This is a genomic window from Craterilacuibacter sp. (assembly GCF_051659485.1).
GTDB lineage: Bacteria > Pseudomonadota > Gammaproteobacteria > Burkholderiales > Chromobacteriaceae > Craterilacuibacter.
This window is the reverse complement of sequence record NZ_JBOFOO010000340.1, coordinates 1-3,963: the sequence shown is the minus strand read 5'-3', so window position 1 is coordinate 3,963 and position 3,963 is coordinate 1. Positions and strand designations below refer to the sequence as shown.

3 protein-coding genes are annotated in these 3,963 nt (G+C 63.2%); all 3 read right to left on the bottom strand.

Annotated elements, in window-relative coordinates:
- Positions 1 to 1,998 (bottom strand): xanthine dehydrogenase molybdopterin binding subunit (xdhB, locus tag ACRC1E_RS11590; RefSeq protein ID WP_438515250.1); only part of this gene is annotated, 1,998 nt, incomplete at its 3' end.
- On the bottom strand, positions 1,995 to 3,470 hold the full coding sequence (gene xdhA, locus ACRC1E_RS11585; RefSeq protein ID WP_438515249.1) for a xanthine dehydrogenase small subunit: 1,476 nt from the start codon (positions 3,468 to 3,470) through the stop codon (positions 1,995 to 1,997). The genes xdhB and xdhA, both read right to left, overlap by 4 nt.
- A 3-nt stretch (positions 3,471 to 3,473) precedes the next feature.
- Entirely contained in the window at positions 3,474 to 3,803 is a 330-nt protein-coding gene (gene uraH / locus ACRC1E_RS11580) for a hydroxyisourate hydrolase (RefSeq protein ID WP_438515248.1), read from the bottom strand.
- Positions 3,804 to 3,963: the final 160 nt, after the last annotated feature.

Genomic DNA, 3,963 nt, shown 5'->3' with positions numbered 1-3,963 from the left:
CATGGTCAGCCAGCCCAGCCCCTGCATCAGCCCGCCTTCGACCTGACCGATATCGACGGCTGGATTGAGGGAGTGGCCCGCGTCGTGCAGTACGTCCAGCGAGAGCGTACGCATCTCGCCGCTGAGTGTATCAATGGCCACTTCGGCCATCGCGGCACCGCAGGCGAAGTAATAGAAGGGGCGTCCCTGAAAGCTGCCTTTTTCGTATGCCAGATCCGGGGTCGCATAATAGCCGGTCGCAAAGAGCTGAATGCGGGCAAAGTAGGCGGCTTTGACCAACTCCTCGAACGGCAGTGCATGCATGCCGGCAAGAACTTGATCATCGGCGAAGCTGACGTCGTCAGGACTGACGCCAAAGCGGGTCGCGGCAAATGCACTCAGGCGGGTGCGCAGGCATTTTGCCGCCGCCGCAGCCGCCTGCCCGTTCAGGTCGCTGCCCGAAGAGGCGGCCGTGGCCGAGGTGTTTGGCACCTTGGCCGTATCCGTTGCTGCTACGCGTATCCGCTCGATTTTGACGCCGAGTTCCTCTGCGACTATTTGGGCGATTTTCGTGAACAGCCCTTGGCCCATCTCGGTACCGCCGTGGTGGATCAGCACGCTGCCGTCGGTGTAAATGTGCAGCAATGCACCGGCCTGATTGTAATGCGTGGCGGTAAAGGAGATGCCGAATTTTACCGGCGTCAGCGCGAGTCCCCGCTTGATGAAGGGACTGGCGGCGTTAAATGCGTCGATGGCCTTGCGCTTGTCTGCGTAGCGTCCGTCTTCGGCCAACGTGTCGACCAGCGTCGCGAGCGGCGCACTTTCGACGCTCATGCCGTAGGGTGTGCACTGGTGCGGCTGGTACAGGTTACGCCGCCGTAGCGTCCAGGGCTCAATGTCCAGTTGGCGTGCAATATCGTCGAGGACCGCTTCGATTGCCAGCATGCCCTGAGGGCCGCCGAATCCCCTGAATGCGGTGTTGGAGACAGTGTGTGTCTTCAGTCGGTGCGAGGTAACGCGTACTGCCGGTAGCCAGTAGGCGTTATCGATATGCAGCATGGCGCGGTCGTTGACCGGGCCGGACAGGTCGGCCGAGTAGCCGCAGCGTGATGCCAGCTCAACGTCAAGCGCGAGCAGGTGGCCCGCTTCGTCGGTGCCTGCGCGGTAGCGCACGCGGAAGTCGTGCCGTTTTCCGGTGATGAGCATATCGTCGTCGCGGTCCAGACGCAGGCTGACGGTACGCCCAAAGTGGCGGGCGGCGAGCGCTGCCAGTGCGGCGACCAGCGCAGCTTGCGATTCTTTTCCGCCAAAGGCACCCCCCATGCGTCTGCACTGTACCGTGACCTGGCTGGCGCTCAGGCATAGCGCATGCGCGACGATATGCTGTATCTCGCTGGGGTGCTGGGTTGATGAGTGGACGCAGACGCTGTTGTCGTCACCTGGTGTGGCGACGGCGACCTGTCCTTCCAGATAAAAGTGTTCCTGCCCCCCCATCTCGAACTGCCCACAGAATTGCTTGGGTGCCGCAAGCAGCGCCGCGTCCGTGTCGCCACGGCTGAGGGTTTCTGTCGGCAGCAGGAAACTGTGCGCTGCGATGGCCGTGTCGATGTCGAGGATGGCCGGTAACGGCTGCCAGTCAGCCGCCAGCTGGCGTGCTGCGCGTCGTGCGGCCAGATGACTGTCAGCCACCACCAGACAGACTGGCTGGCCGGCGTATTCAACCAGCGCTTCGGCCAGCAGGGGGTCGTCCGGACGAATGCCTCCGTAGTTGTTCTGGCCTGGGATGTCTCGCGCGGTGAGCACGCCGACCACGCCGGACGCCTCCAGCATGGCGGCACAATCGACGGTGCTGAACCGTGCGTGCGCATGCGGGCTGTAGGCGATTGCCGCATGCAGCGCGCCTGCGGGTAGCGGTACGTCAGCGGTGTAATGGGCGCGGCCGGTGACGTGCAAGTGCGCACTTTCGTGCCGGATAGCAAGGCCTACGCAGGCCTTGGTGTGGGGAAGGGGGGCGTTCATGGCATCGCTTCCAAATGATCAATCCGGCACAAGGCCTTACCCTGCCATTCCAGCAGCGCTCGCCTGAACAGGCCGCTGGCTGCCTCCATGCGGTAGCTTGCGCTGGCACGGTGGTCGGATAGAGGTGAAAGCGACTGACTGAGCAGGTGGTAGACGCGGGCACTGGTGGTCTCATCCGGACCGGCACCTTCCAGTTCTGCTTCAACCGCTGGGAGTCGCATAGCGTAGGCCGCCATGCCGCCAAATGCCAGACGGACGTCCGATAGCCGGCCATCCCGTAGCCGGGCGCTGAGCGCCATGCTGACCGCACTGATGTCCTGGTCGTACCGCCGGGCGAGCTTGTATGCCGCGATGCGTTGTGCCGGCCGCGGACGGGGGACATGGACGGTAGCGAGGTACTCGCCTGCACGCAGCAGATTTTGACGGTAGCCGGTATAAAAGTCGTGCAGCGGGACTCGCCGCCCCCCGCTCGCCGACACAAACGATAGCTGCGCGTCCAGTGCCAGCAAGACCGGAATCGCATCGCCGACGGGGGAGCCATTGACCAGGTTGCCCGCCAGCGTGCCCGCGTGCCGGATGGGGGGCGAGGCAAAGCGCTCGCCCAGTTCGGCCAGTTCCGGGTAGTGTTTGGCCAGTTCGGCAAAGGCGTCAGCCACACTGACCGTTCCGCCGATGCTGATTGTTTCGGTGTCGGTGGAGATCTCATCCAGCCCCTGTACGCGCGACAGCGCAATCAGCACACCAGGGGCAAAAAAAGCCTTGTTGATGGCAACTCCGAGATCGGTGGCCCCGCCGACGAGGGTGGCTTCAGGGTGACGCACGAGCCAGCTTGCGAGCTCGGCTTGGGTGCGGGGTGCGGCGAGGATGCTGGAACCACTTTCATGCACCAAGGTGGTGCCGTCATCCAGCGCGCGGATTGCCGCGAGTCGCACCGGGTCGCATCCGGCGCCCTTGTTCCAGAGCAGCGTGGGTGGATAGTCATCCATGGCGAGCGCCGCATCGACGATCGGGCGATAACCTGTGCAGCGGCACAAATTGCCCGACAGGCAAGACAGGGCCTGCGACCGGTCCGGGCGATCCTCTTCAAGGTAGCGCCCGGTCAGCGTCATGGCTATTCCCGGCGTGCAGAAGCCGCATTGCGACGCATGATGGTCGATCAGCGCCTGTTGTACCGGGTGCGGGGGCGTGCCAGCGGGGGCGAGCGACTCGACCGTCACCACTTCGCAGCCGTCAACCAGTGCCAACGGTCGAATGCAGGCGTTGATACTTTGATAACGCACCTGCCCCTGGTGTTCGCGACCGACCAGTACCATGCACGCACCACAATCTCCTTCGGCACAGCCTTCCTTGCATCCGGTCCGACCGAGCTGTTCGCGTAGCACCGGCAGCAGCATGGTGGTTGGCGTCCACTGGTGGATTTCGATGATTTTTCCATCCAGCAAGAAGCGAATGGTGGCGCGGTTATGGGTCATCGCTCAGCTTCCCCGGTAGGTGCTGTAGCCGTAGGGCGACAGCAGCAGCGGCAGGTGTAGCGCGGGCGCACAGTCGTCGACGACGAAATGGATGTCAATCCGGTCGAAAAACGGGGTACGCCCCTCTTTGCTTAGATAGTCTGCGACCAAGAAGCGCAGAGTGTAGTGGCCATTTCGCCAGGCCTCGCCCTCCAGCAGCGGGGCGTCAAGCCGCCCATCGGCATTGCTGTGAGCGCTGGCAAGTACTTGCCCATCCTGAAGCAGGATGACGGGGATGCCCGCTGCCGGTAGGCCGCGGCTGGTGTCGAGGATGTGGGTGGTCAGTTTTCCCATGGCAACCGCCTTTTGGATGATGTCGATGCCAGTCTCTAGCAAGTGCCGTTCCATTGGCAGCCTTGTGCGCCGATAAAGTGTATCGGTGTTGTTTATACAGGCGCTTGTTTTCTACCTGCGTGGTGCGCACCTTGGCCACCATGGCCGGTGGTGGCATGGC

Coding starts and splice junctions, on each gene's coding strand:
- xdhA (WP_438515249.1), bottom strand. CDS start 3,470: ATGACCCATAACCGCGCCACCATTCGCTTCTTGCTGGATGGAAAAATC.
- uraH (WP_438515248.1), bottom strand. CDS start 3,803: ATGGGAAAACTGACCACCCACATCCTCGACACCAGCCGCGGCCTACCG.